Annotated in this window: 26 protein-coding genes and 2 tRNA genes; 16 read left to right on the top strand and 12 right to left on the bottom strand. The window is 39.6% G+C overall.

All coding sequences use genetic code 11. From position 1 onward, the window contains the following. Positions 1 to 900: 900 nt before the first annotated feature. The 3 genes from L2672_RS10465 to L2672_RS10455 all read right to left on the bottom strand — a co-directional run bounded on the left by L2672_RS10465 (position 901) and on the right by L2672_RS10455 (position 2,757). Positions 901 to 986: transfer RNA gene (locus L2672_RS10465), tRNA-Leu, on the bottom strand. Positions 987 to 1,026: 40 nt separating this feature from the next. Continuing rightward, positions 1,027 to 1,102: transfer RNA gene (locus tag L2672_RS10460), tRNA-Gly, on the bottom strand. Positions 1,103 to 1,317: 215 nt separating this feature from the next. Then, positions 1,318 to 2,757, bottom strand: a complete 1,440-nt coding sequence (locus L2672_RS10455; protein ID WP_248995792.1) for a glyceraldehyde-3-phosphate dehydrogenase — start codon at positions 2,755 to 2,757, stop codon at positions 1,318 to 1,320. Between the two features lie 206 nt (positions 2,758 to 2,963). Here L2672_RS10455 and L2672_RS10450 point away from each other — a divergent pair, with 206 nt between their 5' ends. Beyond that, complete coding sequence (locus tag L2672_RS10450; protein WP_248995791.1) at positions 2,964 to 3,812, top strand: DUF2989 domain-containing protein; 849 nt, start codon at positions 2,964 to 2,966, stop codon at positions 3,810 to 3,812. Positions 3,813 to 4,022: 210 nt separating this feature from the next. Beyond that, positions 4,023 to 5,033, top strand: coding sequence for a type I glyceraldehyde-3-phosphate dehydrogenase (gene gap / locus L2672_RS10445; protein WP_248995801.1), 1,011 nt, complete (start codon positions 4,023 to 4,025; stop codon positions 5,031 to 5,033). Between the two features lie 67 nt (positions 5,034 to 5,100). On the opposite strand, the gene L2672_RS10440 is transcribed toward gap, so the two are convergent. The 4 genes from L2672_RS10440 to L2672_RS10425 form a co-directional block, all read right to left on the bottom strand. Then, complete coding sequence (locus L2672_RS10440; protein ID WP_248995790.1) at positions 5,101 to 5,778, bottom strand: alpha/beta hydrolase; 678 nt, start codon at positions 5,776 to 5,778, stop codon at positions 5,101 to 5,103. A 17-nt stretch (positions 5,779 to 5,795) separates the two neighbouring features. Next, positions 5,796 to 6,023, bottom strand: a complete 228-nt coding sequence (locus L2672_RS10435) for a DUF3389 family protein (protein ID WP_248995789.1) — start codon at positions 6,021 to 6,023, stop codon at positions 5,796 to 5,798. Between the two features lie 68 nt (positions 6,024 to 6,091). Further along, entirely contained in the window at positions 6,092 to 6,574 is a 483-nt protein-coding gene (locus L2672_RS10430) for an FKBP-type peptidyl-prolyl cis-trans isomerase (protein WP_248995788.1), read from the bottom strand. 75 nt (positions 6,575 to 6,649) lie between these two features. Next, positions 6,650 to 7,825, bottom strand: a complete 1,176-nt coding sequence (locus L2672_RS10425) for a lytic murein transglycosylase (protein WP_248995800.1) — start codon at positions 7,823 to 7,825, stop codon at positions 6,650 to 6,652. A 250-nt stretch (positions 7,826 to 8,075) separates the two neighbouring features. On the opposite strand from L2672_RS10425, the gene L2672_RS10420 reads away from it, so the two are divergent. Both L2672_RS10420 and L2672_RS10415 read left to right on the top strand, forming a co-directional pair. Then, positions 8,076 to 8,435 carry a DUF2750 domain-containing protein gene (locus tag L2672_RS10420; protein WP_248995787.1) on the top strand — a complete coding sequence of 120 codons (360 nt, stop codon included), beginning with the start codon at positions 8,076 to 8,078 and terminating at the stop codon, positions 8,433 to 8,435. Positions 8,436 to 8,523: 88 nt separating this feature from the next. Next, entirely contained in the window at positions 8,524 to 9,192 is a 669-nt protein-coding gene (locus tag L2672_RS10415; protein ID WP_248995786.1) for a hypothetical protein, read from the top strand. Positions 9,193 to 9,221: 29 nt separating this feature from the next. On the opposite strand, the gene L2672_RS10410 is transcribed toward L2672_RS10415, so the two are convergent. Next, the gene (locus L2672_RS10410; RefSeq protein ID WP_248995785.1) at positions 9,222 to 10,163 is read right to left on the bottom strand and encodes a chemotaxis protein CheV; all 942 of its coding nucleotides are present in this window, start codon (positions 10,161 to 10,163) and stop codon (positions 9,222 to 9,224) included. A gap of 313 nt (positions 10,164 to 10,476) precedes the next feature. Here L2672_RS10410 and L2672_RS10405 point away from each other — a divergent pair, with 313 nt between their 5' ends. From L2672_RS10405 to L2672_RS10385, 5 genes are all read left to right on the top strand, one after another. Beyond that, positions 10,477 to 11,013: a lipocalin family protein gene (locus L2672_RS10405; protein ID WP_248995784.1), complete on the top strand. Its 537-nt coding sequence runs from the start codon at positions 10,477 to 10,479 to the stop codon at positions 11,011 to 11,013. Positions 11,014 to 11,076: 63 nt separating this feature from the next. Continuing rightward, positions 11,077 to 11,652: an LON peptidase substrate-binding domain-containing protein gene (locus L2672_RS10400; protein ID WP_248995783.1), complete on the top strand. Its 576-nt coding sequence runs from the start codon at positions 11,077 to 11,079 to the stop codon at positions 11,650 to 11,652. Between the two features lie 125 nt (positions 11,653 to 11,777). Further along, positions 11,778 to 12,380, top strand: coding sequence for a sigma-70 family RNA polymerase sigma factor (locus tag L2672_RS10395; RefSeq protein ID WP_420833151.1), 603 nt, complete (start codon positions 11,778 to 11,780; stop codon positions 12,378 to 12,380). Beyond that, positions 12,373 to 13,044, top strand: coding sequence for a ChrR family anti-sigma-E factor (locus L2672_RS10390; RefSeq protein WP_248995782.1), 672 nt, complete (start codon positions 12,373 to 12,375; stop codon positions 13,042 to 13,044). The genes L2672_RS10395 and L2672_RS10390 overlap by 8 nt, the downstream gene beginning before the upstream one ends. A gap of 540 nt (positions 13,045 to 13,584) precedes the next feature. Next, positions 13,585 to 13,758 (top strand): hypothetical protein, encoded by a 174-nt coding sequence (locus L2672_RS10385; RefSeq protein ID WP_248995781.1) that lies wholly within the window; start codon positions 13,585 to 13,587, stop codon positions 13,756 to 13,758. A 119-nt stretch (positions 13,759 to 13,877) separates the two neighbouring features. On the opposite strand, the gene L2672_RS10380 is transcribed toward L2672_RS10385, so the two are convergent. After that, entirely contained in the window at positions 13,878 to 14,876 is a 999-nt protein-coding gene (locus L2672_RS10380) for a 1-aminocyclopropane-1-carboxylate deaminase/D-cysteine desulfhydrase (RefSeq protein WP_248995780.1), read from the bottom strand. 235 nt (positions 14,877 to 15,111) lie between these two features. Here L2672_RS10380 and L2672_RS10375 point away from each other — a divergent pair, with 235 nt between their 5' ends. Continuing rightward, the gene (locus L2672_RS10375) at positions 15,112 to 15,525 is read left to right on the top strand and encodes a YccF domain-containing protein (RefSeq protein ID WP_248995798.1); all 414 of its coding nucleotides are present in this window, start codon (positions 15,112 to 15,114) and stop codon (positions 15,523 to 15,525) included. A gap of 86 nt (positions 15,526 to 15,611) precedes the next feature. On the opposite strand, the gene L2672_RS10370 is transcribed toward L2672_RS10375, so the two are convergent. Beyond that, positions 15,612 to 16,367: a TIGR00266 family protein gene (locus L2672_RS10370; RefSeq protein ID WP_248995779.1), complete on the bottom strand. Its 756-nt coding sequence runs from the start codon at positions 16,365 to 16,367 to the stop codon at positions 15,612 to 15,614. Between the two features lie 64 nt (positions 16,368 to 16,431). Continuing rightward, positions 16,432 to 17,361, bottom strand: a complete 930-nt coding sequence (locus L2672_RS10365; protein WP_248995778.1) for a LysR family transcriptional regulator — start codon at positions 17,359 to 17,361, stop codon at positions 16,432 to 16,434. 231 nt (positions 17,362 to 17,592) lie between these two features. Between L2672_RS10365 and L2672_RS10360 the strand changes: the two genes are divergently transcribed. The 3 genes from L2672_RS10360 to L2672_RS10350 all read left to right on the top strand — a co-directional run bounded on the left by L2672_RS10360 (position 17,593) and on the right by L2672_RS10350 (position 20,594). Continuing rightward, positions 17,593 to 18,753, top strand: coding sequence for a homogentisate 1,2-dioxygenase (locus tag L2672_RS10360; RefSeq protein WP_248995777.1), 1,161 nt, complete (start codon positions 17,593 to 17,595; stop codon positions 18,751 to 18,753). A 74-nt stretch (positions 18,754 to 18,827) separates the two neighbouring features. Continuing rightward, on the top strand, positions 18,828 to 19,868 hold the full coding sequence (gene hppD / locus L2672_RS10355; protein WP_248995776.1) for a 4-hydroxyphenylpyruvate dioxygenase: 1,041 nt from the start codon (positions 18,828 to 18,830) through the stop codon (positions 19,866 to 19,868). A 108-nt stretch (positions 19,869 to 19,976) separates the two neighbouring features. Continuing rightward, positions 19,977 to 20,594: a LysE family translocator gene (locus L2672_RS10350; RefSeq protein ID WP_248995775.1), complete on the top strand. Its 618-nt coding sequence runs from the start codon at positions 19,977 to 19,979 to the stop codon at positions 20,592 to 20,594. 4 nt (positions 20,595 to 20,598) lie between these two features. On the opposite strand, the gene L2672_RS10345 is transcribed toward L2672_RS10350, so the two are convergent. After that, positions 20,599 to 21,765, bottom strand: coding sequence for a GNAT family N-acetyltransferase (locus L2672_RS10345; RefSeq protein ID WP_248995774.1), 1,167 nt, complete (start codon positions 21,763 to 21,765; stop codon positions 20,599 to 20,601). A 118-nt stretch (positions 21,766 to 21,883) separates the two neighbouring features. On the opposite strand from L2672_RS10345, the gene ggt reads away from it, so the two are divergent. From ggt to L2672_RS10330, 3 genes are all read left to right on the top strand, one after another. Next, entirely contained in the window at positions 21,884 to 23,635 is a 1,752-nt protein-coding gene (gene ggt / locus L2672_RS10340; protein ID WP_248995773.1) for a gamma-glutamyltransferase, read from the top strand. Positions 23,636 to 24,196: 561 nt separating this feature from the next. Then, entirely contained in the window at positions 24,197 to 25,396 is a 1,200-nt protein-coding gene (locus L2672_RS10335; RefSeq protein ID WP_248995772.1) for a porin family protein, read from the top strand. Between the two features lie 11 nt (positions 25,397 to 25,407). Then, complete coding sequence (locus L2672_RS10330) at positions 25,408 to 25,803, top strand: phosphate ABC transporter substrate-binding protein (protein ID WP_248995771.1); 396 nt, start codon at positions 25,408 to 25,410, stop codon at positions 25,801 to 25,803. The last annotated feature ends 93 nt before the right edge of the window (positions 25,804 to 25,896 follow it).

Below are 25,896 nucleotides of genomic sequence, written 5' to 3'. Positions count from 1 at the left end.
ACGGGGCTACCGTTATTCCAGCAACGCTTTTGAGCTGGAATCTGCGCTAAACACTTAATAGCAGATCCTCGATTAAAGATCTCGAGGATGACGGGGTTACCGTTATTCCAGAACCGACCCAACCGTCATTCCAGCAACGTTTTTGAGCTGGAATCTACGGTAAACACTTAACAGCAGCTCCTCGATTAAAGCTTTCGAGGATGACGAAATTGGATGTGTTCGAGGATAACGGAAATATCGTCATTCCAGACTGATCCCAACCGTCTTTCCAGCAATGTTTCTGAGCTGGAATCTACGCTAATTACTCAAAAGCAGATCCTCGATTAAAGCTTTCGAGGATGACGAGCCAACCGTCATTCCAGCAATGATTTTGAGCTGGAATCTACGCTTAATACTCAAAAGCAGATCCTCGATTAAAGCTTTCGAGGATGACGGGGCTACCGTTATTCCAGCAACGCTTTTGAGCTGGAATCTGCGCTAAACACTTAATAGCAGATCCTCGATTAAAGATCTCGAGGATGACGGGGTTACCGTTATTCCAGTAACGACCCAACCGTCATTCCAGAACCGAACTAACCGTCATTCCAGCAACGCTTTTGAGCTGGAATCTGCGCTAAATACTTAACAGCTGATCCTCGATTAAAGATTTCGAGGATGACGAGCCAACCGTCATTCCAGCAACGCTTTTAAGCTGGAATCTACGCTAATTACTCAAAAGCAGATCCTCGATTAAAGCTTTCGAGGATGTCGAATATAGAAAATATCAAGGATGATAATAATTAGAAATTGTCTAGGGTACGGCTATAGAAAATATTGATGGTGACAAAAATAAAAAAGCCCCAACATAATGTTGAGGCTTTTTTATCCATCATCCGACTTTAAAAAGTGCGAACTTAATAATGGTACCCGAGGCCAGACTTGAACTGGCACGCTTATTCAGCGAGGGATTTTAAATCCCTTGTGTCTACCGATTCCACCACTCGGGCAAAACTGTTGTTCTAACCGTATTCACAATTAAAACTAATTTGGAGCGACATATCGGGTTCGAACCGATGACCTATACCTTGGCAAGGTATCGCTCTACCAACTGAGCTAATGTCGCATTTTGTTCGACACTCAAATTAATCAAATCAATTAACTGACTTGCTCCCTGAGTGCGGAATGGCATTCTACCGATTTAATGTTGATAGTCAATCAATAAAATCGTAAAAATTAAAAAAATTAATTAACTGACGAATAATGCAGCATTAAGCTAATGAAAAACACAAAAGCACCCTTCTCGGGTGCTTTTGAACCGTTGTAGCTAGCTAAATATTGCTACTCGCTTGTCGGTAAAGACAGCGTTGTTAGACCAAGCATTTTTTGCATTACGCCAACAACTTGGCAACTGTAACCAAATTCATTGTCATACCAAACATATAAAATTGCACGTTTACCATCAGCAATAGTCGCTTGCGAGTCAACCACCCCAGCATAACGAGAACCCACTAAGTCGCTAGACACAATTTCTGTTGACTCGGTGAAGTCAATTTGATTCTGTAAGTCCGATTGTAGCGCGACATCTTTAAGGTATTCGTTTAACTCATCACGGTTAGTTTCTGAATTAAGGTTTGCGCTAATAATGGCCATTGAAACATTAGGAGTCGGTACACGGATTGCGTTACCTGTTAACTTACCCTCTAAAACAGGTAGCGCTTTAGCAACGGCTTTAGCTGCACCAGTTTCAGTAATAACCATATTTAAAGGAGCACTTCTACCGCGTCTTTCAGCGCTGTGGTAGTTATCAATCAAGTTTTGGTCATTGGTGTATGAATGAATGGTTTCTACATGACCATTTTCAATACCATACTTATCATTAACAGCCTTTAACACTGGCGTAATAGCATTAGTTGTGCAGCTAGCGGCTGAAACAATCATATCTTCTTCAAGAATATCGTTCTCGTTAACACCAAATACAATATTCTTAATTGCGCCTTTAGCTGGAGCGGTTAGCAATACTTTCTTCGCTCCTGGGCTCTTTAAGTGAAGTCCTAGTCCGTCTTCATCTTTCCAAATACCCGTATTATCGACGATTAAAGCATCTTTAATACCGTACTTTGTGTAATCAACTTGATCTGGTGAATTAGCATAAATAATTTGAATGTAAGTACCATTAGCAATAATGGCATTGTTTTCTTCATCAACTTCTACAGAGCCATTAAAAGGACCGTGAACTGAATCGCGACGCAGTAGGCTTGCACGTTTTTCTAAATCACCTTTTTTACCACCACGCAATACTATTGCTCTGAGGCAAAGTTTATTGCTTTTACCGGTACGTTCAATTAACAAGCGCGCTAATAAACGGCCGATGCGACCAAAACCATAAAGCACTACATCACGAGCAGGCGTATCATCACCATGATTAAGCCCAACAGACAAAGCATCTGCCATATACGCTTCAATTTGGCTTTCGTCACTATGTTCACGCCAGTAGTTAACAGCTAACTTACCAATATCAACTTTACAATGTTTGACAGCTAGTTTGCTAAGTGCCTGAACAAATGGGAAGCTTTCACGTAATCTTAGTTTATTACCTACGTGGCGACGAACCAAACGGTGTGACTTGATAATTTCGATAGTAGATGCATTTAATAACGGCTTGCCATAAACCACAACCTCGACACCTTGGTTACGGTATAGTTTTCCTAATAAAGGCTGCATCGCTTCTGCCATTTCAAAACGTTCTTGCCAGCTTTGTAGGTGTTTATCTGCGCTCATGTAAGGTTCCTTTAATCCCACTTTTCTTTAAAATATTTATAGAAAGGTTTGAGTAACAAAAAGAAAAGGCTAATAATTAATCTTATAATCGGGATGTACTCCCGCTAGGTCGGCGACATTGTAATGAAAATTGATACTTTTCGCCAGCAACAAATTTTTACTAAACCTGTAATTTTATTAGATAAATTACTCACCGGGAGGCTATTTTGAAGCGAAATCTAGTAATAATTACATCATTTGGTTTGATCAGTGTCTTTTTAGCCCTAATTGGCTGTGAAAACGACCGAAATAGCGATGTCATTTGTAAAAATAATCCTGAAATTTGTGCCGATTTGCATCAAGATAGTTGGTGTCGATTCGAAAAAGGCGATCTTATTCGTCATAGATATCAGTTAAAGCAAACCGCTGATCCGTCTGGCAAACAACTTTACCAGCAACTTATTTACTTAGAGACCTACAGTAAATGTGTCGAACTGGCCTCTGGGGTACAACACATTTTAAACCCCGACAGAACCAAAGACCGCAAGCGTGCTTATGCTGTCAGCACTCAAACCTTGTCAGAGTTGCAACAACACACTAAAGATAACCCTGACGTATATTTAGCTTTTTATCGGTGGATTAGGTTTAATGATAAAGATTCACAAAATCTGGTGATTGAAAAATATAATGCCGGTGAAGTTGAATCAGTAGAAATACTGAGCCAACTCGCAGCCTCATTTGTTCGTCAGTCACCGCAAAAAGCTATTCAAGTGTATAAACAACTATTCGACATTACCCCATTTGAACAATTCGACCCCGATTGGCTTTTAGGGTTAGCAAAAATATATCAACATCAGCAAGATTTAGAAAATGTGTATATATTTACTCGAGCAAATACGCTTTTAGCTGAGCATCAAGTGAATGAAGAACAAATTCTAGCGTTAATCAATAACGACACTATGTTGGCTCAAAACCTCGATTTAAAAGCAGAGGCTTTAATCGATGATATTCAGACAGGAAACTTTGCTAACTCTAGTAGTGCTGAACTACTCTCTGACAATAAACCTGATGAATAATCATCAATTTGTTTAACTAGCTAGTATAAAAACTTTCATTTTCACGCTCAAAAACCAGCCAAAATGATTGAAATGGAAAAAAATTACGAAATTAATGTGCTTATTATGGCCTTTTTAGGTGATTTAACTTGACGAAAGCCGTCAATTTGGTAATTTTACTACCAGGCGATAGACGTGCCACCAAATTTTTTTTTAATTGAGGGATATGAGATGACTATCCGTGTTGCTATTAACGGTTACGGCCGTATCGGTAGAAATGTTTTACGTGCTTTATATGAAAGCGAAAAAGATTACCCAATCCAAATCGTTGCTTTAAACGATTTAGGTGATGCGTCTATTAACGCTCACTTAACCAAGTACGATTCAGTACATGGCCGTTTTAACGCTAAAGTAGACCATGACGAAGAAGCAATCTACGTCAACGGTGACAAAATTCTAACTTTCCAAGAGCGTGACCCATCTAAGTTGCCTTGGGCTGAGTTAAACGTAGACGTGGTTTACGAATGTACTGGTATTTTCACTTCAAAAGAAACGGTACAACCACATTTAGACGCTGGTGCTAAGAAAGTTATTATTTCTGCTCCTGGTAAAAATGTTGATGCGACCGTTGTTTACGGTGTTAACCAAGACGTATTAACCAAAGACATGACGGTAATTTCAAATGCATCATGTACCACTAACTGTTTAGCGCCTTTTGCTAAGCCACTAAGTGATGCGGTTGGTATTGAGTCTGGTTTAATGACAACCATTCATGCTTACACCAACGATCAACGTTTATCAGATGTTTACCACACTGACTTACGTCGTGCTCGTGCAGCAGCAATGTCAATGATCCCGACTAAAACCGGTGCTGCAGCAGCAGTTGGTTTAGTCGTACCTGAGCTACAAGGTAAATTTGACGGTTTAGCAGTACGTGTTCCTACTGTAAACGTATCGTTAGTTGATTTAACTTTCCAAGCTTCTCGTGACACTACTGTTGAAGAAATCAACCAAATCGTTGCTGAAGCAGCTAAGTCTTTCCCATTAAGCGAAGCACTTGCTATTAATGAAGAGCCTTTAGTATCTATCGACTTCAACCACAACCCATACTCTTCTAACTTTGACGCAACACAAACTCGTGTTAATGGTCGTCTAGTTAAAGTAATGGCTTGGTACGATAACGAATGGGGTTTCAGTAACCGCATGTTAGACAACACTGTTGCGTTAATGAACGCTAAGTAATCTATCGTTATTAATCGATATTAAAAAGCCGCTCAAAGGAGCGGCTTTTTTGTCTGTCTAAACTGCCTTAATGATTTATTAATCGTTGAGAAATCCAACGTCCAATATCAATAAGCTGATTAGGCAATACACTATGTGGCATGGGGTAGGTTTGCCACACAGACTCATAGCCTGCACCAAGCAAGGCGTCATGAGCCATTTTACCAGCAAACATCGGTACCACGTCATCTTGTTCACCGTGGTGCTGTAAAATAGGCGTACCTTTATTAACTTCACTTAATTGCTCTGGCAATTTGTCTCCACTGGGTAAATAACAAGATAACGCCATAATGCCCGCAAGCTTATTCTGTAAACGCAAGCCGGTGAAAAGACTCATCACCCCGCCTTGGCTAAAACCCGCTAAAATAATATTTTCACTGGCAATGCCGCTTTCCATTTGTGCTTTAATTAACGCTTTCACACGTGCCTCTGACGCCAACACACCATCAATATCAGCTCTGTCATGCAAGTCCATGCTTTTGATGTCGTACCATGAACGCATAACAAAGCCACCATTAATGGTTACGGCTTGCTCTGGGGCGTGAGGGAATATAAAGCGTATAGCATGATCAGTGGGTAAACCTAAAGCGGGTACCACTGGGGCAAAACCCGCGCCTGAATCACCCAAACCATGTAACCAAATAACACAGGCTGTTGCTGGCACTTTAGGCTCTACAACAATGGCTTCTAATTGCGCTTGTGACATATTAATCCTTTTACTTTTTATTGAGCTTGAATACTGGTCTGTTGTAAAAACAAATCAAACTGCTTAGCGTCATCTAATTTAACGCTCCACTTCACGGTTCCAGCATCGGCGGCTATCACTAACCCTTGATGATAACAGCTGATATCATCAACATCGGCTATAAAAATAATATGGTTTGCATTTAGGCGACACTGAATTTCGGTGGCAGTAATAATTATTTTGCCTTGGGAAAACGTTAAAATCATTGGAATTCTTATATAAGAGTCTAAGCCCGAAGGCTTAGACTTGTATCAACTGAAGGGTAATAATTAAATTAGTGGTGATGACCGCCTACACCATGGGCATGGCCATGTGCAATCTCTTCATCGGTGGCGTCACGCGCACCAACAACTTCAATATCAAATGTCAGCTCACGTCCAGCTAAAGGATGGTTTACATCAACGGTGGCCATAAATTTACCCACTTTAACAACAGTTACCTGTCGTTGACCTTGGTCGGTATTAATAATGGCAGCCATACCCGGCTTCCATACTTTCGCACCGGTTAAATGTTTAACTGATACTCGTTGTTCTGCACCTTCTTGGCGCTCACCGTAAGTATCTGCAGCAGGAGGCGTTACAGTAAATTTGTCACCCACATTTTTACCGGCAATAGCACTTTCAATCCCAGGCATCATATTGTCGTGTCCATGAAGGTACGCAATAGGATCACGGCCTTCATTTGACTCTAACACTTCACCATTTTCATCACGAAGTGTGTAGTTAAACTGCACAACCATGTCGTCATTGATGCTCATTTTAATTCCTTAAATAATTTGTGCCGATAAAAATGGATCATCAGCTATAAAAAGTCGCAAGAGCTTAACAAATGCTTATTGTGTCGGCAATTTGTTTAGGTCAATTGCTAATTTATCAAACGTGACTTTATCTGGATAACCATCGGCAATTAGCCCTTGTTGACGCTGGTACTCTTGCAGACCTGCAACCGTTTTTGAGCCTAGCACCCCATCCGGTTTGCCCACATCAAAACCTGCTTGTGTGAGTTTTTGTTGTAAGGTCTTGATCATTTCACGGCTTAAACGAGCATGACTCGGTAACGGTTTTACAATCCCCGTGCCGCCAACTATTTGGTCTGCTAACTTACCCACTGAGATAGCATAGAACTCTGACCGATTCCAACGCATGATGACATTAAAATTTTCATAACCAAGAAAAGCGGGACCAGTGTGCCCTGCTGGAGCATATAAAGATGCGGTCATATCTGGAGTCGACAAAGGCTGACCATTAACTTGTTTAATGCCCAGTTGTGCCCATTCGGTGAGTGATTTTTTATGTTTGCCCCCTAAATAAGCATAATCATAATTGCTAGGAATGGTCACTTCCCTTCCCCAACGCTCTGTGGGTTGCCAGCCTAATTGCTGTAAAAAGTAGGCCGCTGAAGTTAATGCATCTGCAGTACTGTTCCATAAATCCGCTTTGCCATCACCATCTCCATCAACCGCATACTTTAGATAGTTTGTCGGCATAAACTGAGTATGCCCCATCGCACCAGCCCAAGAGCCGACCATTTTGTCGTCACTAAACTGGTAACGTTCTTTCAAAGTTAACGCCTGCATTAACTCTTGGGTAAAATAATCACTTCGTCTAGGATCGCAAGCTAAAGTTGCCAGTGAATTTAATACCGACATTTTACCTTTGTAATTACCGTAATTAGTCTCTAGCCCCCAGAAAGCAATAATATACTGACCCGGAACGCCGTACTGTTGAGTCAATTTATTTAATAACTTTCGGTGTTCAGCGTACAGTTTTCGGCCCTCATTGATGCGCCAATCTGTGACTCTTTTGTCGTAATAATTTTTGAATGTAGTGGTAAATTCAGGTTGTTGTTGATCAAGCTCTATTACTCTAGGGACAAATTGTAAATTTGCTACAGTGTTATCAATAGTCTGTTGTGAAATGCCATGTTGTTTGGCTTTTTGCTGTAAATCGACCACACATGTGTCAAATGTGTCATTGGCAAAAACACTAAAAGAAAAGCAGCCACTCATTAAAATTACTGGGACAGAAAAAAACTTACCATTTAACATCAAAACACCCAATCTACGACAAATAAGTTGATAGCCACATCGTGACTTAAACCACGCTGTAGCACAAGAGTAACTTAGTTTGAAATAAGCGAGTTCGGTGGAAAAACCAACGAGTTTAATGGTTAATTAATGTTTAACAAATAGCAACTTGAGCAAATGTTGCTATGCAGTATAATGAATTAGATTTTAAACCTAATTATTGAGAATGATCATGACCGAACAAAATCCTGCTTTATCAAGTTTCATTGAAAGTGTAAAAGAACACCAAGTTGTTTGGGGACTTCAAGACGAAACCGGCGAAGGCTGGGTTGTTTGCGATTCATCGGAATATGAAGAAACTGATGTCATGCCATTATGGTCTACTGAAGCGGCAGCCCAAAAGCACTGCACTGATGAATGGGCTGATTATCAAGCGGTAAGCATTACGTTAGTGGACTTTTTAGAATACTGGGTTGGCGATTTAAACGATGACGGTGTATTAGTCGGCATCGATTGGGAAAACGATGAAGAGTGTTTAGAAGTCGACCCTATCGTACTGGCAAAAAGCCTCGTAGATATTGAAAAAGAATAATTTAGCTTCAGATTATCGCGCTAAGTATCCCATGCGCTGAATGACTATTCGGCGCATTTTTATATAGCTAACTTAATGATATTACCTCATGCCTGAAGCTAATCAGCCCCCCACTTTAGTTGATATTCCATTTGATAAACGCCATCTGTGCTGGTTTTGTGAAGAGCCTTGTAATCTACACTTATCCTATTGGCGTATGCCTCACACTCCCCACCCTTCATTGAGTGTACCTGCATGTAGTGAATGTTTGAAAATTGCCAAGCAGCAACTACTGACGTCTATTTGGGACTGCAGAGAAGCCGTCAAAGATCAGCTAATGGCGCGCTACCAAAAAGACTTAGCTATCGGAGTTAATTGGACAGAACAAGAATTACAAGAATCAGAGTTTGACTGTAAAATATTTGGCGGATTTAAAAAAAGTGCTTGGATGATGTATCAAATAGCCAAGCAACGGATGAACGCCAAAGGCTGGCCATTAAGTATTGATGGCGTAGTGCTAGAAAACGATCCTTTTCAGTTTGGTAAAGCTAGTTTAGATTTTGAGTTCGATGGTCTGCAATTTACCCATTTAACCCAAGCGATAAAACACTATAGTGATGCCATGGCTTTAGATAACGGGTTCCTCACCCAACTTGTGACCCTTCTTGGTAAAGATAATTTTGGCCACGCAATAAAGTTAGCACGATTAAATAACGGCGTAACGAAAACTATGCAACAGAAAATATTGGCTGAACTGATGGAAGATCTTGACCAGTAGCAACAATTTATGCAGCAAATTTAACAGTATTAATTCAAAATATCTCTTAATCTATTTTGAACTTCTGTCACGAGTAGATCAGGCTGGAATTTAGAAATAAACGCATCACAGCCGACTTTTTCAACCATCGCATGATTGAAATTTCCACTTAAAGAAGTATTTAAGGTGATATATAACTCTGCCATTTGAGGATCTGAGCGCACTTCAGCCGTCAGTTTATAGCCATCCATTTCAGGCATTTCGGCATCTGTTATCATCATTAGTAAATCTGATGAAACATTCTTGCCTTCACTTGTCCATTTTTTCAATAAATTCAACGCTTGCAAGCCATCTGTTGCTTCAATAATTTCTATACCTAGTTGAGCGAGTGTTTCCTTTACTTGTTTTCTTGCAGTGCTGGAATCATCAACCACCAAAATTTTTCTGCCAGATAATTTACCGCTTAAGCTTTCGTCTAAAATGCCTGCTGATAAACGAATATCATAATCAATAATTTCAGCAAGCACTTTCTCGACATCAATAATAGACACCAAGTGCATATTGCCCTGATATTCTAAACGAGTAATAGCGGTGAGATAATTGTGTTTACCAGCAGTTTTTGGCGGAGGCATAATATCTTGCCACGTCATATTAACGATATGCTCGACCTTCCCCACCAAAAACCCCTGAACACTGCGGTTATATTCGGTAATAATGAGATTACAGTCTGGAGTTATTGGCATGGGCGAAAAACCTATGGCTTCTCTGAGGTTGATAACAGGAATAGACATGCCACGAATATTCGCCACTCCGGCAATATTGCCATTACTCCCTGGCACACTGATTAATGACGGTATTTTAACGACTTCTTTTACTTTGAACACATTAATGGCAAATAACTGGGTTGAATTAATACGAAAAAGAAGTAGCTCAAGTCGATTCTCGCCGACTAAGTTTGTTCGTTGATCAACAGTATCCAACATTTTTTTCATATCATTTCTCACCAATCTTGTGCCGTTTAGCTTCACTAAAGTCGAACTCTATCAAACCTCATCATGCTGTTTATTGTCATTGTAGTATAAATCAGATCAATTTTGACTAGATTTAATATTTGATTACTATCCAGTAATCACTTGTAAAGCAACAACACAATGCTTAGAACAACTGGGCTAACGCCAAAATTTAGAGCTAATTTTTCGATCTAATATCGTTATATTTACGTATACACCATTACACTGAAATAAAGCCATCTTCTGCCTTTGGGTACATTGCTTTAGTTACTAACAATATTTAAGAGGGTAATTCATGCAAGCAACTTTTATTTTCATAAGGGCTATTTTATTAATGGGTTTGTTAACTGGCTGTACTGTTATTGATGAAAAGGTTTCTGTGGTTAGCAATTTTGACGTCAACAAATACTTAGGCACATGGTATGAAATAGCCAGACTTGATCATTCATTCGAACGAAATATGAATAAAGTCACCGCCAATTACCAACTAGATAAACCCTCTGGAAAAATCTCTGTTATCAACAAGGGATTCGACACGCAATCAAATCAATGGGATCAAGCAGAAGGAAAAGCCTACTTCATTGAAGAATCGAATAAAGGTTTGTTAAAAGTCTCTTTTTTTGGTCCGTTTTATGGTGCTTATCAAATACACGACCTGATTATTCAACCCGATGGCCATTACTCTGACGCTTTAGTCATAGGTCCAGATAATACATATGCTTGGATATTATCACGCAATAAACACATTGATGCCGCGACTCAACAACGTTTTATTTCCAAGATGGAAACGCTCGGCATTTCTGCCGATTCAATTATCTGGGTTGAACAATAATGAACCTTTCGCCCCTTTACTTCGTAAACATTATTATTAAAATTCAAAAGCATAAGGTTATATATGAATATTCCAATTTTTCCATTACCGATATGTATTTTGCCCTCAGGATACAGCCAACTGCGCATATTTGAAGCAAGATACAAACGGCTTGTCACTGAAACATTAAAAACCGGCAGTGGCTTTGGATTATGTATGTTTGACGAATCTAAAAAGCAAATTTACCCTACCGGAACGCTGTGCCACATTATCGATTTTGAAACCTTAGATGACGGCTTATTAGGCATTACTATTCGTGGCGAGCAAAAATTTGTTATAGAAGACATGAGTGTTGAAAGTGATGGATTAAAACGGGCAGAAGTGAACTTAATACCTGACTGGCCTAAGTCATTAATCACTGATAAACAGCCGGACATCAATATTGAAAACGGTAAGTTAAGTCAGATGCTCAAAAACCTGCTGCAACAATACCCTCAGCATTTGGCAAGGTATAAAGCTGAAGACTTCAACGACATGGCTTGGGTTTGTCAACGCTGGTTAGAAATTATTCCTGTCAGTTGCAGTGAAAAATATCCTTTTATAAATAGCCATGACCATAAAGCTGCCCAAGACTTTTTAACAAACATCATTAATGAATAAAAAAATACAGTAAATATGATCCAGTGGCTCAGTATCTGCGTAATGAAAGTTATGTCAGCAACATGCGAGTGAATTTGATGGAAAATATTCAGCCACAAACAGCACAAAATCGTTATGATAGAACAATGAACGTCAAACGTAACGGTGCGATTAAAGTGTCAAATAAAAATGAACTCGGCCCAGAACAATTATCTGAATTGATGATTAACGTCGCCAATAGCCGATGTAAGGCTTCTTTTGCAAAATTATTTAACCATTTTGGAGCCAAAATAAATTCATTCGGTAATCAAAGATTACATCAGCAAGGTCTCGCAATGGATCTTGTGCAAGAAACAATGACCAGAGTGTGGACCAAAGCACATTTGTATAATCCTGATAAAGCTGCAGTTAGTACATGGGTTTTTACCATAATGCGTAACCAATGTTTTGACATGCTGCGCAAGGTTCAGCACAACAAAGAAGACGCCTTTGGTGATGATATTTGGCCACTTTTTGATTCTGATGACGCTGAAAACAACGAAGATGATTTCAAGCTAACAGGTACATTACTCCAACATGTAAACGACCTACCGCCTCTGCAACGTCAGATAGTTCAGGGCATTTACATGCAAGAAATGACACAGCAAGAACTGGCCGACAAACTCAACATTCCTATTGGTACGGTCAAGTCAAGGTTACGTTTAGGTTTAGAGAAGTTAAAAGGTTTTATGGAGAAGCATTATGATTAATTACCATCCAAATGAGCAATTATTAGCTCTCCATATTGCGGGTGAATTGCCTTTATCTATGTCAATTGCGATTTCTGCTCACGCTGAACTGTGTTCTATCTGCCAACAAAATTTAAACCAGTTGAATGATGCGGCTAGTGATGAAGCTTTTCAAATCACTAACAGTACCGCTGAAATTGATACCGACATGTCAGATATGCTTGAACAACTAATGTCTACCACGTTGGATGATCTTGATAACTATCATGGTCGCGCTGAACCTGATGGAGTCGACCATGTCACCATTAAAGGGGATACTTTCAAAATCCCTAGAGCACTAAGGCAACAAGTCAATCACCCTTGGCAAGGCATAGGTAAAGTTAGTCGATTGAGGCTTGATACCGGTGAAGATAAAGCCAGGGCAAGTTTATTGCATATTGCAGCCAATGGAGAAATACCCGAGCATACTCATAAAGGGACAGAGCTCACGTTGTTGCTCGCCGGCGAATTTTTTGACGAATTTAACTCCTACCAACCTGGCGATTTTATATTGCTTGATGAAAATCATCAGCACTCGCCTAAAACAATAGATGGTTGCCTTTGTTATACCATCGTGGACGCACCGTTGTATTTTACAAAAGGGTTCAGTAAATTGTTAAACCCAATCGGCGAGCTGATTTACTGATAATTGAGCACAGCTTTGTCGCGCTAAAATGCTGACAAAGCTTGCTGTTTTGAACGACTTGTCAATAATATCGTGATGTCAGTAAGAGATTTGTTAATATCTCTTGCTAACATCCTTATTTAATGCTAATTTCCCTACAAGTTTTATACCTTGTTTATTTGTTTACCTTACGAAAGTCTGCTGTACGTCTGCTCAACTTCCTTTGTAAACCAATTCGTCTCAATGCTTTATGGTATTTATCTCATACGCATAAATTGTTGCATTGTAATCGACGTGTCATAAACCTGTGGTCAACTAACTACCAAGTGTTTTAGCGAAATAACTATTAATTATTTCGTGATAGAAATAGGTTAAAAAAAATTAATCAAAAAACATGATTAAAACCTCATTTTTCTCTTTTAAAACACTTGATTAGTGTAAGATTGATAAGGTATTTTACTGAAGAAAATTAAATCTTTCGCAACACTAAAAATGTTAAGGAAATTTTATTGGTAAACTTTTATCACCCAAGGGTGAACATAGATAAGAAGGAGTATGATAATGTCATACCATGCTAACGGACATGAAATTACAGTTAATTTTCCAGTTAATTCAATTTCGTCAAACAAAAATTCAATTGCTTTTACTGATTCACAAGGTAAAAACAAAACCACTTTTACTAAACGTACTGAAGCCTTAAACTTTATGAAATGGCTTATTAGTTCGAATAAGTAATACTCTCACACGTTTTACGTGTTTCATTTGCTCTGTTATTTAATAAGCTTGGCTAACGGTATTCTCCTCTCAATTACCGAATGTTTATTAAAACAGAGCAAATTGACCAACAACCTATATTACCCTCGTTCTACTTTTCTCACATTAGTTTTAGCTAACTTTCGCTGATAACGTTTCAACATACTATGGTTGCCGATCAAGCCGCCTTGATGCAAATACAGCACAGTTTTATCAGCAAAAATCGGATTATTCAGATGGTGTTTTAATACTGATAATCCTATTGGGTCATACAACAAATCAAATTCTACTCCAGTAGATTGCTGCACTTCCTGCCAAAGCTGATAAAGCGGTAAATACAACTTACCAAAGTGATACTTTTTGCCGTCATTCAAAATAATTGGGTGTAGGTGAACATCGTCCACTAACTGACTAAATTGGGCAGTTAAGTAACTTTCATCTCCCACTGTACAGCAGGTAGCAACTTGAACCTTAATATCGTTTGAAGCGTTAAGCAAAGCCAGTTGTTGATTTAAATATACCGCTGTTGTGCCTGTTCCCGAAGGCAAAAATACCACCACATCATTCTGCTTTGTTGCTTTACTCCATTCAAGCACCTCTGCAGCGAGCTGTTTCAAGCCAGTTTTAGCAAACTCACAACGGCCACCTTCTGGCACAAACAACACCTTATCGCCATATCGTTCAATATACTGTGGCTTTAAAACTTCAATAGCATCATCTAAATGCTCACAGTCACTAAATTGTTGTCGTTGCCAATCAATAGCTAGCACATTGGCACCATTTTCAAGCGACTTTGCATAATTAGTTTGAGAGGCAGTTGAGGATGTATATTGAGATTTAACCTGTTCACTAATGTGGCTGACATAATAATCAAGCTGCCAGCCATTCATTTTGGCCAAAACTGATAATGAATACAGCGAGTTGGCCTGAGCGGAGCCTGAACCCACAATGTATTTTATATGAGGAAAATCATTGACTAAAAAATGATAAAATTTTCGCGCTTTATTACCACTGAAGTGGGTATCTAACAAATCATCTCGTTTAACGAAAATTTGCTTATCCCACAATGTAATTGATTGGGTTGGACTATTAGTGAACATATAATGACCTAAGCGCCTGAATGCAGTGACATAATAATGATGAGCGACCTTTATTTTAACCAATTTTGGTCAGTTTTACTTATTTGTTAGTCAAAACCGTTAAATCAATGAGTTATACCAACAGGCAGAAAGGCTAAACCCATGTTTTAATTGAAAATTAAAAACTGGCACAAATTTAGCTTATTAATACTAAACAACATCATATATGCAACGTAAAAAAGGTAATATCAACAATATGACTATTTTGAGATTAATTTTTAATATCGCCTGGTTTGTACTCGGTGGATTCGTAATGGGTCTAGCTTGGTGGCTTGCAGGTATTTTGTGCTTTATATCAATTATTGGGATTCCATTTGGTCGTGCTTGTTTCGTCATTGGAGAAATGGCTTTCTGGCCTTTTGGTCAAGAAAGTGTCAGTCGAAAACAAATTAAAGGCTACGAAGATATCGGTACAGGCTCTGCTGGTATGATCGGTAATATTGTTTGGTTTGTGTTTTTCGGCATTTGGCTAGCCATTGGTCACTTAACGCATGCACTGGCTTGTTTTATCAGTATTATTGGTATTCCATTTGGTATTCAACATTTAAAACTAGCCCTATTAAGTTTAACCCCTATTGGTCAAACTGTGGTACCTAAAGCTGAGTACTAATAACTCACTCATACTCAAGCAAGATTATTTTGAATCAATCCAGCGAAGCTGGATTGATTCATGCTTGTTACGACATGTTCACCTTTCTACTTACCTCCTTTAGTTTTACCGCCTAAAGAAGGCGCATGAGAGATAATTCGGTCAGCCATACGTGAGAAAGGTAATGATTGTAACCACACCGTACCATGCCCTGATAACGTAGCTAAAAATAGCCCCTCGCCACCAAAAACCATCGATTTCAATGAGCCCGCTCGTTCAATATCGTAATCAATTTCTGAAGTGAAACCGACTAAACAGCCTGTGTCGACTCTTAATGTTTCACCGTTCAGCTCTTTTTCAATCAAGGTGCCACCAGCATGAATAAATGCCATACCATCACCTTTTAAGCTTTGTAAAATAAAGCCCTCGCCGCCAAAAAAACCACTACCTAAACGACGATTAAACTTCAATGTGACATTGGTGCCTAAAGCCGCCGCTAAAAAGCTGTCCTTCTGGCAAATTAACTCACCATTGTGTTTTGATAAATCAATCGCTAATACACTGCCAGGATACGGCGCAGCAAAAGCGACTTTTCGTTTTTGATTTCCTTCATTGGTAAAATGAGTCATAAAGATACTTTCACCAGAAAATGCTCGCTTGCTAGCCCCCCAAATTTTGCCAAAAAAGCCTGACTCAAGATCAGAACCGTCACCCATTTTGGCTTCAAAATTAATATCAGGCTCCATAAAGTTCATTGCTCCGCCTTCAGCAATCACCGCTTCACCGGGGTCAAGCTCAACTTCTACTAACTGCATACTCGAGCCAATAATTTGATAATCAACTTCGTGACATTGTTTGGTCATGGTTATTCCTTTGCTTTGTAAAATGTAAGTCTGCTTATTTAGCCTAAACTCAGTTGAGTTAATATTAACCTAACCCCGTTATATTGCGTGATTTTATAGTTTGGCCTTCAAACTGAGTAAATTCATCTAAAATCAAATCTGTAAACAGTTGACCAGCACGTCCAAGTGGCCGCTCAAGCGTTGATACAAGTTTAGGGGTAAAACTAAATCGATTACCACCAACAAAATCAACTTGGGTCAATTCACCTGACTGTAATTCTTCGGTAATCAAAAAGTCTGGCATCCAGCCAAACCCCAAACCATTTAAAAGCGCATTCTTTTTCATCATAAAGCCTGATAAATAAAATACTTTGTCGCCACCAAATTGCATTTCATCACGTAGGTTTCTATGCGGAGAAGAGTCTTCAATGGTTAATTCAACATGTTGCTGTAGTTCAGATAAGCTAACCCCTTGCATCGACGCTAATGGGTGAAAGGCACTGGCTACCAATAAGCTGGTGATGGTGGGCAGTGATTTAGGATGATAATTGGGGCCTGCATTGTAATCTTTAACGAGCATAAGATCAGCACCATCACGTTCAAACCTATGTTGCACCCCTCCTAAAAACTCCATATTAAGTTGGATTTTAGTCGGTATATTGTGCTCTGCCATGCGTTTAAGTGCCGACATAATAGGCTCCATGGGTAAGGCACCATCAATCACCAACTGCAACTTTGGCTCCCAGCCATCACTAAAACGTGTGGCTAAGTGTTCAATATTGGCCAAATGTTGTAGTAACCGCTGGCCTTCAGCAAGAATGACGTGGCCTTCTGGTGTCAATTCAGCTCGATATTTATCACGATTAAATAACGTCACTCCTAAATGTTGCTCAAGTTTCTTTACTTGGTAACTTACAGCAGACTGTGCTTTGTGTAGGCGCTCTGATGCTTTAGCAAAACTGCCCTCTTCCACCAGCACCTGAATCACATGAAAAGCATCTACATCAATACGCATAAACTTCCCCGAAAATAGCTGAACCCAAATGACCTCTGTATTAATAATCTGCCACTTATGTAATCAAATCATTACAATCGAAAAACTTGATTATCTTAAACACTTTATTATTCTTTTTTTTGTTCATCCCAGCAACTAAATTGAAATGATATACGTGACGTAGATCGCAATAACACATAATAAAAAGAGCTAAGCAGCATATTAACTTGCGAACTGTTTAAGGAATCAACAATGCCATTTTATATAAAACAAGGTCAAATTCCGCATAAGCGCCATATTGCGTTTGAAAAAGAAAATGGTGAACTTTACCGAGAAGAGTTATTTTCAACTCACGGTTTTTCTAATATTTATTCAAATAAATATCATCACAATATGCCAACTAAGGTCATGGAAGTTAAGCCTTATCAAGTTGAACATGGCGAAGCCTGGCAAGATACCCTAATTCAAAACTATAAATTAGACTCCAGAAAAGCTGATTGCGATGGTAATTTTTTCAGCAGTCGTAATAAAATATTCTTTAACACAGATGTTGCGCTGTACACCGCAAAGGTTACCCAAGACACGCATGAATTTTATCGTAATGCCTATGCTGATGAAGTAGTGTTTGTCCATGAAGGTGAAGGCACACTTACTAGTGAATACGGTGAAATTGCCGTTAAAAAGTGGGATTACTTAGTGATCCCCCGCGGAACAACCTACCAACTGAAGTTTACCGATTATTCAAATGTTCGTTTGTTTGTTATTGAATCATTCTCAATGGTTGAAGTACCAAAGCATTTTAGAAATGAATACGGTCAATTACTTGAATCAGCCCCGTATTGTGAACGTGATATTCGAACACCTCAACTTCAACAAGCTGTTGTCAAGCAGGGTGATTTTTCATTAGTTTGTAAGTTCGGTGACAAATATCAGCAAATGCAACTTGAATGGCACCCATATGATTTAGTGGGTTGGGATGGATGCGTTTACCCTTGGGCATTTAATATCACTGAATATGCGCCTAAAGTGGGCAAAATTCACCTGCCACCATCTGATCATATTGTATTTAGCGCCAACAACTTTGTGGTGTGTAATTTTGTCCCTCGCCTGTATGACTTTCACCCTCAATCGATACCTGCTCCTTATTACCACAACAATATTGATAGTGACGAAGTGTTGTATTACGTCGACGGCGATTTCATGAGCCGCACCGGTATTGAAGCAGGCTATATGACCTTACATCAGAAAGGCGTACCTCACGGGCCTCAACCGGGTAAAACCGAAGCCTCAATAGGTAAAACGGAAACGTACGAATATGCGGTAATGGTCGATACTTTCGCCCCATTAAATTTAACCTCTCATGTAAAAAACTGCATGAGTGAAGATTACAACCGTTCATGGTTAGAAAACTAAATCAATACATAACCATTAACTTTAAATACATTAATGAATCTCCCTAAAATGAATACAGGGAAAAGGAAAACATCATGGCTAGCGAACAAAACCCACTGGGACTTTTAGGCATCGAATTTACTGAGTTTGCCACCCCAGACACTAACTTTATGCATCAAGTATTTATAGACTTTGGTTTTTCAATGCTAAAAAAAGCCAAAGATAACGACATTGTTTACTACAAACAAAATGACATTAACTTTTTGCTGAACAAAAACCGCAGTGGTTTCTCAGCTGAATTTGCTAAATCTCATGGTCCTGCCATCTGTTCAATGGGGTGGAGAGTTGAAGACGCACAACTCGCCTTTAAACTTGCAGTAGAACGTGGTGCCAAACCTGCTGGTGACAGTAATAAAGATTTACCTTATCCAGCTATTTATGGCATTGGTGACAGCCTTATCTACTTCATCGATGTGTTTGGTGAGCAAAACAATATTTATGCAACTGATTTTGTTGATTTAGATGAACCCATTTTTACAGCCGATAAAGGGTTTATGGAAGTTGATCACTTAACTAACAATGTCTACAAAGGCACCATGGAAAAGTGGGCTAACTTCTATAAAGATATTTTTGGTTTTACTGAGGTTCGTTATTTTGACATTAGCGGTGTACAAACCGCACTGGTTTCATATGCCCTTCGTTCTCCAGACGGCAGCTTCTGTATTCCAATTAACGAAGGTAAAGGCAATAACAACAACCAGATTGATGAATACTTAAACGAGTATAACGGCCCTGGTGTTCAGCATTTAGCCTTTAGAAGCCGAGATATCGTTGCCTCATTAGACGCGATGGAAGGCACATCCATTGAAACATTAGACATCATCCCTGAATACTACGACACCATTTTTGAAAAGTTGCCTCAAGTAACCGAAGACCGTGATCGCATTAAACATCACCAAATTCTGGTTGATGGTGATGAAGAAGGATATTTATTACAAATTTTCACCAAAAACTTATTTGGCCCTATTTTCATTGAGATTATTCAACGTAAAAATAACCTGGGTTTTGGTGAAGGTAATTTTAAAGCCTTATTTGAATCTATTGAACGTGATCAAGTGCGTCGAGGCGTTTTATAACCGACTGACTAGCCTAAAAGTCACATAAATAAAAAACCAGCCTTGTGCTGGTTTTTGTTTGTTTAACCCATTAGAATCGCCACTCATTTTACAATAACGATGTTACTTATGCCTGATTTAGCCGTACTTGCTGTGTTTATTCCTACATTCTTTTTTGTCTCTATCACACCCGGAATGTGCATGACTCTCGCCATGACATTAGGCATGAGCATTGGGGTAAAAAGAACTTTATGGATGATGCTAGGTGAATTAGTCGGTGTTGCCATTGTTGCTGTTGCGGCGGTATTAGGTGTTGCCAGTGTAATGCTAAATTACCCACAGATTTTTCAAGGATTAAAATGGCTTGGCGGGCTTTATCTAATTTATATTGGCATCAACATGTGGCGCGCTAAAGGTAAAATGGCGCAAATTGATGGCCAAGCAATCAATACCCGCAGGTTAAGTTTAATGAGCCAAGGCTTTATCACCGCAATTGCCAACCCTAAAGGCTGGGCATTTATGATTTCATTATTGCCACCATTTATTACCGTGGATAAACCCGTCGCACCACAATTACTGGTGCTGTTGGCAGTGATCATGGTGACCGAGAGCCTTTCAATGTTGGCTTACGCCAGTGGTGGAAAAAGCTTGCGTATCTTCTTATCTAAAGGCGATAACATTCGTTGGATGAACCGTATAGCAGGCAGCTTAATGATGCTGGTTGGTGTGTGGTTAGCGCTGGAATAAAGGGTTATTTGGATTTAAAAGGCAGCATATTAGTCATCTGCTGCTGGTACAGCGACATATGTAACTGCTCTTGTTTACAATAATGACCAATGGCATCAGCAAACTGCTCATGTGCAACAAGGTGTTTTGAAAAGGTTGTTACAGGTTCAAATCCTCTGGCAACCTTATGCTCACCCTGGGCGCCTGCATCAAAAATAGCTAAGCCGTGTTCAATCGCGTATTCAATCCCTTGGTAATAACACGTTTCAAAGTGCAGTCCATCTAATTCTTGTTTTGTTCCCCAGTAACGTCCATACAAATGGGTTTGCGATACAAAAAACAAAGCACAAGCTAATTTATTTCCGCTTTCATCACTCACCAACAGCAAACGGATATCTTGTCCCATAAATTGTTTTAGTAACTTAAAAAATGCTCCTGAAAGATATCCGCTATGGCCAGATCTTTTGTGATAGGTAATTTGATAACAATCAATAAAGTGTTGCCAATCATCGTCCGAGGCCTCAGAGCCAATAACAAATGAAAACTTAAGATTATATTGCGCTAACTTAGCCCGCTCTTTTTTAATGGTTTTTCTTTTACGAGAGGTCATGCGGTTAAGAAAGTCATCAAAATTATTGTACTGATGATTAACCCAATGAAATTGAACCCCATGACGACTAATCACACCTTGTTTAGGCCACAGAGTATTTTCATTGGAGGTCACAAATAACCCATGCCAAGATGAAAACCCATGCTGATTAATATGCTCAACCAGATAATCATTCACCTTTGATAACAGACTGGTTTGCTCCGCTGGTGTTAGCTCATCAGTCAATCCTATACGTGTACCAACAGATGGGGTAAAAGGAATACTGGTCACTAATTTCGGATAATAACCTAACCCGTTACGCTCATATGCTTCAGCCCAAGCCCAATCAAATACATACTCACCCCATGAGTGGTGCTTAATGTACATAGGCATAACCGCAACTAGCTTTTGGGTTTTAGAATCAGTCACCATCAAATGATATGGCTGCCAGCCCGTATCTAGATTAATGCAACGAGATTGCTCTAACGCAGATAAAAACTCGTATCGATTAAACGGGTTAGATTGACCAAAACATTGGCACCAGTTATCTGGCCCTATAGTTTCGATACTATTAACATGCATAAATGAAATGCTTTCTGGCACAGATATCCTTATTAATGATGATTAAACAGAAGTTGCGTTTATAAGCATACCAATTTTATCTTAGCTGTGGCACAGTCGAATCATTATAAATATTAAAGCAATAATAAAGGATAATATTGTGCGCCCATTACGACAATTAACCCCGTTAGTTTTATCGACTCTTTGTAGTTTCACGCTTTTTTCAGTCGCAACACTTTCTAGCAGCGCTCACGCTACTGAGCAAGCCATTTTTAGTGATATCGCCACAGCTCAACCCGTTTTCGCCAAACAGGGTATGGTGGCAAGCCAAGAAGCCATTGCCTCTCAAATTGGTGTGGATATATTAAAGCAAGGCGGTAATGCCGTTGACGCTGCTGTTGCAGTTGGATTCGCGCTTGCTGTCACCCTACCTAGAGCAGGAAACCTTGGCGGCGGTGGCTTTATGTTAGTCCATTTAGCGAAAGACAATAAAACCATAGCAATTGACTATAGAGAAACTGCTCCCAACAAAGCCCATAAAGATATATTTTTAGATGAGCACGGTAACGCTGTCGCTAAATTGAGTCGTGAACACGGACTTGCCGTAGGTGTTCCCGGCACGGTAATGGGCATGGAATTAGCCTTAAACAAATACGGTACCCTTCCTTTAGCAAAAGTTATCCAACCGGCTATCGACTTGGCTAAGCAAGGCATTACCATCACCTCAGACTTGGCAAACTCATTGGCGGGTAGCAAAAGAAGAATTAGCCAATGGCCAAGCTCTAAAGCTATTTTCTATCAAGCTGATGGCAGCAATTTCGACATTGGCGATACCCTAGTGCAATCAGAGCTAGCCCATTCTTTATCGTTAATTGCCAAACAAGGGAGTAAAGGGTTTTACCAAGGCGAAACAGCAGAAAAGATCGTTAACACGATTCAGCAAGCTGGCGGCATAATGACACTTGATGATTTAGCGAATTATCAAGTGGTTGAACGTGAACCCGTTAAAGGAACTTATCGAGGTTTTGAAGTGGTATCTATGCCTCCCCCATCATCTGGTGGCGTACATATAATTGAAATGCTTAATATTTTAGAAAACTTTCCTCTGTCTGAATACGGCCATAACACCGCTCAAACCATTCACGTTATGGCTGAGTCAATGAAATATGCTTACGCAGATAGAAGCGAATTTTTAGGCGATCCTGACTTTGTTGATGTCCCCACCCAACAATTAACCGACAAAGCCTATGCCAAAAAAATTGCCAGTAAAATTGACTTGAACAAAGCCACCCCAAGTAGTGAGATTAAACCAGCCAACTTTGGCATCAAAGAAAGCCCTCAAACCACCCATTATTCGGTGGTAGATAAATGGGGTAATGCCGTGTCTAACACCTATACATTAAACTTTAGCTATGGTTCAGGTTTAGTGGCCGAAGGGACGGGTATTTTACTGAATAACGAAATGGACGACTTTTCAGCGAAAGCTGGCGTGCCAAATGGCTATGGTCTGATTGGAGGCGACGCAAATTCGGTGCAAGCTAATAAACGTCCTTTAAGCTCAATGAGCCCAACCATTGTAATGAGAGATGGTAAACCATTTTTAGTAACAGGCAGCCCTGGGGGGTCAAGAATTATTAATATCACTCTGCAAATTATTTTAAATGTTATTGACCACCATCTTAATATTGCAGAATCGACTGCAGCAGCCAGAGTCCACCATCAATGGCTTCCAGACTCGCTTTGGATTGAGCGTACTTTAAATAAAGACACCATTAAGTTACTTGAAGCTAAAGGTCATAAAACCAAAGTGCAACACTCAATTGGCAGTACTCAATCTATTTTAGTGGACGAGCAAGGGTTATACGGTTCATCAGATCCTAGACGAGCAGGCTCACTTACCGTAGGTCATTAATTTACAATTTGTGGCCTTATGTCAAATTAAGGCCACGTGATTTTTCACCCTCATAAAGCCCATCATATTAAAAACGAAATTAACAGCAACTTCATAGGTAAACAATTCCTCAAGTTATCCATGCCATTACTCACCTTTCATTATTAGTACCAACCAAAACCAATACCCCTAACTCACTGAATAAAAAATATTTAAACAAAAATTAAAGATAGTTTACCCCTCGCCGATACACAGTAAAACCTATGCGGTTATCGCAATAATCCAACCACATTCATGTCATTAACGCTATGAAAGTGAATGATAATTTACTAAAAGGCCTGCATGAAGCGGTGTAATTTTAAAATCAAACACAAGGTCAGCCTAATTCAGACCCTTTTTCGGTTCAGGTCCAACTCTATTCTGCTGTGAACTTAGTCGGCAAACAGATTAAAGCCGTAACCAATCAGGTTAATGTGTAAAAAAACATAACAAAATTGGTTAGTTGTAGAATTATTAGCTATATAAATATAGCAATATAAAAAAAGCCTTCGGGTAAATGAGAGATGTCAAAGGAGTAACACTATGAACTTTAATTTGAAAGCGCTACCTATAGCGATTTCTATTGCATTGCTGCCATCAGCCGTTTTAGCGGATGAAAGCACAGAGGCAAAAGTTGCTAAGCTAGAGCAACAAGTTCAATCTTTGCAAGCACAGCAAACAAAGAGTCTTGCAGACAAATTTAATTTTAATGGTTTCATCAGCGGTGCTTACATTAGCGCTGATAATAACGCCGGTTACAACGGTGCCACTACCAGTGCTGACTTCAGTCAAGATAGCAAAATTGGCTTTCAAGGCACATTTAATATAAGCAACAATACCCAAGCTGTTTTACAGTTGATGATGAAAGGCGAGAATGACTGGGATGTTGAAGCTGAATGGGCATACTTATCTCATCGTTTTGACAACGGTATAAAAATTCGTGGCGGTAAACTACGGGTTCCATTATTTATGTATTCTGATTATTTAGATGTGGGATACGCACAGCCATTCGCGCGCCCACCGGGAGAAGTTTACGACCAAGTGCCATTTTCATCGTACACCGGTGTTGATTTAGCCTATGACTTTGAATTTGATGATTCAACGTTAACAGTGCAAGCATTTGGGGGCGAATCAGATGTTGAAGTCGAGTCTGACACCAGTAGCGACACCAATTTAGATCTATCTAATTTAATGGGCATTAACGCTTCTTGGACTGATTTAACTTGGACCTTTAGAGCCGTCTACGGCGAAACCGTGCTAGATGGCACGGCTAGCGGTCTAGGCGTTGATGATGAAAAAGCAACATTCAATGGTTTGGGTGGTAGTTATGATAACGGAAGTTTCTTAGCTGTTGCAGAATGGACCACGGTTGATATTGAAGGTTTATTAGCGGATACCGAATCAGCTTATTTAACGTTAGGCTATAGAATTTCATCATTCACCCCTTACGTCACGGCAGCTTATGTTAAAACAACCGATAACGATGTAAGAGGCGCGATTCCGCTACCAGAGTTAGCCGCACAACTTTCTGCAGCGTTAAATGAAGAACGTACCGCATATAGTGTCGGCCTACGTTGGGATGCCATTGATAATGTCGCGCTAAAGTTTGATGTCACCTACTTAACTGATTTTGGTGATACTACTGGCGGTATGTCTCCAAACCTTCTTCCTTTACTCATGACGGGTGAAAACATGTATGACGATAGCATGGTATACACCGTTAAATTTGATGCAGTATTTTAAGGAGCGATAATATGAAGAAGTTACTATCAATATTAACGCTTAGTTTAGGTGTTACATTTGCGGCTAATGCTGCAGTAGTGGTTATCGGTAACCCAAGTGCCAGTGATATGTCTGCATCAGAGGCTAAAAAAGCCTTCTTAGGTAAAGGTAATTCATCAATTGTGGTCTATGAACTTGATGAAGGTAATGCGATTCGCACTGAGTTTCACAATACCGTAACGGGTAAGTCAGATGCACAATTAAAAGCATTTTGGTCTAAACAGGTATTTACTGGTAAAGGGAATCCACCAGCAACCGTAGCAACAGCAGCGGCAATGAAAGCAGCAGTCGCAGGCAACCCTAATGCCATTGGCTATATAGATGAAGCTGATGTTGATGGCTCTGTGAAGGTTATTTTAAAACCGTAACCCTTCTCAAACATCCGTGACACCTCTGAAAACGATGTAACACTATTGTGTTTACATCGTTTTTTTTGTTACAAAGTAACGTTTTTTTCTGAA

This window comes from Shewanella gaetbuli, assembly GCF_023284065.1.
GTDB classification, from domain to species: domain Bacteria; phylum Pseudomonadota; class Gammaproteobacteria; order Enterobacterales; family Shewanellaceae; genus Shewanella; species Shewanella gaetbuli.
The sequence above is the reverse complement of the archived record's forward strand: the minus strand, read 5'-3'. Positions and strand labels throughout refer to the sequence as shown.

Bases quoted from the DNA above. Each gene is read 5' to 3' on its own strand.
- L2672_RS10455 (WP_248995792.1), bottom strand. From the start codon at position 2,757: ATGAGCGCAGATAAACACCTACAAAGCTGGCAAGAACGTTTTGAAATG.
- gap (WP_248995801.1), top strand. From the start codon at position 4,023: ATGACTATCCGTGTTGCTATTAACGGTTACGGCCGTATCGGTAGAAAT.
- L2672_RS10440 (WP_248995790.1), bottom strand. From the start codon at position 5,778: ATGTCACAAGCGCAATTAGAAGCCATTGTTGTAGAGCCTAAAGTGCCA.
- L2672_RS10435 (WP_248995789.1), bottom strand. From the start codon at position 6,023: ATGATTTTAACGTTTTCCCAAGGCAAAATAATTATTACTGCCACCGAA.
- L2672_RS10430 (WP_248995788.1), bottom strand. From the start codon at position 6,574: ATGAGCATCAATGACGACATGGTTGTGCAGTTTAACTACACACTTCGT.
- L2672_RS10425 (WP_248995800.1), bottom strand. From the start codon at position 7,825: ATGAGTGGCTGCTTTTCTTTTAGTGTTTTTGCCAATGACACATTTGAC.
- L2672_RS10420 (WP_248995787.1), top strand. From the start codon at position 8,076: ATGACCGAACAAAATCCTGCTTTATCAAGTTTCATTGAAAGTGTAAAA.
- L2672_RS10415 (WP_248995786.1), top strand. From the start codon at position 8,524: ATGCCTGAAGCTAATCAGCCCCCCACTTTAGTTGATATTCCATTTGAT.
- L2672_RS10410 (WP_248995785.1), bottom strand. From the start codon at position 10,163: ATGAAAAAAATGTTGGATACTGTTGATCAACGAACAAACTTAGTCGGC.
- L2672_RS10405 (WP_248995784.1), top strand. From the start codon at position 10,477: ATGCAAGCAACTTTTATTTTCATAAGGGCTATTTTATTAATGGGTTTG.
- L2672_RS10400 (WP_248995783.1), top strand. From the start codon at position 11,077: ATGAATATTCCAATTTTTCCATTACCGATATGTATTTTGCCCTCAGGA.
- L2672_RS10395 (WP_420833151.1), top strand. From the start codon at position 11,778: ATGAACGTCAAACGTAACGGTGCGATTAAAGTGTCAAATAAAAATGAA.
- L2672_RS10390 (WP_248995782.1), top strand. From the start codon at position 12,373: ATGATTAATTACCATCCAAATGAGCAATTATTAGCTCTCCATATTGCG.
- L2672_RS10385 (WP_248995781.1), top strand. From the start codon at position 13,585: ATGTCATACCATGCTAACGGACATGAAATTACAGTTAATTTTCCAGTT.
- L2672_RS10380 (WP_248995780.1), bottom strand. From the start codon at position 14,876: ATGTTCACTAATAGTCCAACCCAATCAATTACATTGTGGGATAAGCAA.
- L2672_RS10375 (WP_248995798.1), top strand. From the start codon at position 15,112: ATGACTATTTTGAGATTAATTTTTAATATCGCCTGGTTTGTACTCGGT.
- L2672_RS10370 (WP_248995779.1), bottom strand. From the start codon at position 16,367: ATGACCAAACAATGTCACGAAGTTGATTATCAAATTATTGGCTCGAGT.
- L2672_RS10365 (WP_248995778.1), bottom strand. From the start codon at position 17,361: ATGCGTATTGATGTAGATGCTTTTCATGTGATTCAGGTGCTGGTGGAA.
- L2672_RS10360 (WP_248995777.1), top strand. From the start codon at position 17,593: ATGCCATTTTATATAAAACAAGGTCAAATTCCGCATAAGCGCCATATT.
- hppD (WP_248995776.1), top strand. From the start codon at position 18,828: ATGGCTAGCGAACAAAACCCACTGGGACTTTTAGGCATCGAATTTACT.
- L2672_RS10350 (WP_248995775.1), top strand. From the start codon at position 19,977: ATGCCTGATTTAGCCGTACTTGCTGTGTTTATTCCTACATTCTTTTTT.
- L2672_RS10335 (WP_248995772.1), top strand. From the start codon at position 24,197: ATGAACTTTAATTTGAAAGCGCTACCTATAGCGATTTCTATTGCATTG.
- L2672_RS10330 (WP_248995771.1), top strand. From the start codon at position 25,408: ATGAAGAAGTTACTATCAATATTAACGCTTAGTTTAGGTGTTACATTT.